1 protein-coding gene and 1 pseudogene are annotated in these 2,160 nt (G+C 28.9%); both read left to right on the top strand.

Annotated features, from left to right (window positions below):
* The first annotated feature begins 166 nt into the window (after nt 1–166).
* A complete protein-coding gene (gene mobB, locus Q0616_RS06710; protein WP_124899672.1) occupies nt 167–1,324 on the top strand; it encodes a MobB family relaxase in 1,158 nt (385 codons plus the stop codon).
* A gap of 111 nt (nt 1,325–1,435) precedes the next feature.
* Nucleotides 1,436–2,160 (top strand): annotated as a pseudogene (locus Q0616_RS06705) (hypothetical protein); the annotation flags it as partial.

Here is a 2,160-nt window from a genome sequence, read left to right as displayed (position 1 = left end):
TTAAAAAAAGTCGTGATTTATATTTCAATGAATTAAATAATTTACGTCCATTAGTCAATGAAATTTTAAATTCTATTACTACTAAATCTGGACTGATGGGAACGAAAGTAGAAACAAATATTTCACCAGAAAGATTAACTGAACTAAAACAATTAATCAATAAATAATGTATATCAATTTTACTCCACATAAAGCAAACGTGAATAATTCAAACGCTTCTTCTTGTGCGAATATTTTTGAATATTTAGAAAAAGAAGAACAAGGATTTGTTCAAGAGGAATCTATTTTCAAAGATGAAAATAAAGAATCAATTGGTTTTTTTGATCAACAAAATATCAATATTCCTAAAGATACAGTGATTGAAAATATTGATAATAATAGAGGTAAAAGAGGAATAAAAGAATCAAACTTTTACATGATAAATATTTCTCCTTCTTATTTAGAACAGAAACATCTTTTAAAAAGAATTGATCAGTTTTTAGAGGATAAAATGAAGAATGAAAAAATCAAATTATCTGACAAAGATTTAGCAAATGTACGTGATGTTATGATGCGTGATATGCTTATGAATTATAGTAGAGAGGTCATGAAAGAATATGCTAAAAACTTTGATCGTGAAATTAATGGAAAGAAAATTACTGATGAAAATTTAATGTATTACGGTCGAGTTGAAACGCAACGTACGTACAATTTTAAAGACAGTCAAGTTTTAGTAAATAAAAAACTTTTTAAAAAAATTGAGAAGACCAAAGATGTAAATCGAATAAAAATTTTACAAGAATCTTTATATAAAGATTATTTCTCTGGAGAAGTAATCAAAGAAGGAGTTGCTAAAGGAGGAGTTAATTATCATGTGCATATTGTTGTTTCTCGACATGATAGAACGAATGATCCTCGCAGTAAAATAAGTTTGTCACCAATGAGTAAATATCGTGAACAAAACTCGCAACTCAATAATCAAAAGAATAAAACAATAGGTTTTAACAGAGATGCTTTTTTTCAAAATGCTGAAAAAACTTTTGATGATTTTTTTAATTATAATCGAGATTATTCTAAATCGTATGAAGCGATGAAGAAAAATGCTAATACAAAAGGATTCCGAGAAAATAATAAAAATGGAATTGTAAAAAATGTGAAAAAAGAATTGAGTAGGTATGTAGGAATACCTATTTCAAATCCATCACATATATTGAAAATGCAGCTGTCACAAAATTTAGGAATGAATATTCCTACGCATTTGAGTATACCAACTAATCCAGCACAGTTAACACTCAAAGTCGCCAAAACTGTAGCTAAAACTATTGAAAAAGGTTACGGAATGTAAATTACTATTGCTATGAATTTATTTGCTGAATTAACTACCGAAAACAAATTAATCGTTTTAATAATGATCTCAGTTTCATTACTTGGCTTTATTTTGCTTTTTCGTAAAGTAATGATAAATCGGATTATTGGAATCTTAATTACCATTGGAATTATAAGTCTATACTTTTATTTTTTTAAAGGAAATAATCTGTTTATCGCTTTATTATTAACTCCTCCGTTTATAATTGGCTTATTGGTTTCATTTTTTAAATCAAAACCGAAAGAACCAAATCCTAAAGAAGTTCATTTCCCTACAAATAGAAAAAATATTTTTATTCCCAATGTAAATACAGGTGTGTTTATCGTGGCAGGTGCAGGGTCTGGAAAAACAGAAAGTCCTATCTATTATTTAATGAAACATTTTGCTGAACATCAGTTTACAGGAGTAATCTATGATTATAAAAATGGAGAGCTTTCTGAAATTGCTTTCGGACTTTTTGGCGATCGTTTAAAACCAATTGCATTACATAATGTGAATTATTCTTATCGAATCAATCCGATGGCTCCACATTACATCGAAAACGAAGTAGATATTGAAAATATTTCAAAATCTATTTTAGTGAATCTGAAAGGCAAGGATGAAAAGGAGGATTTCTTTTATTCAGCCGGTGCAGGGCTATTTGCGGCCATTATTTTGAAACTTCGCACGTATCACCCAGATATGTGTACTTTACCACATGCAGTGGCGTTTTTTTTAAGTTTAGAAGAGTTATTAAATGCACAGGATGAAGATAATCCACAACCTTTCAAACCATTAGTAGATTGGTTAAAAACCGACCCAAGAGTTATGAGCCA

Origin of the sequence: uncultured Empedobacter sp. (genome assembly GCF_937930195.1) — a bacterium.
GTDB lineage: Bacteria > Bacteroidota > Bacteroidia > Flavobacteriales > Weeksellaceae > Empedobacter > Empedobacter stercoris.
Note: the sequence above shows the minus strand (reverse complement) of the source record. Positions and strands in the feature narration are given on the sequence as shown.

What these genes read in the sequence shown, in the direction of transcription:
- mobB (WP_124899672.1), top strand. Translation starts at nt 167, where the DNA reads ATGTATATCAATTTTACTCCACATAAAGCAAACGTGAATAATTCAAAC.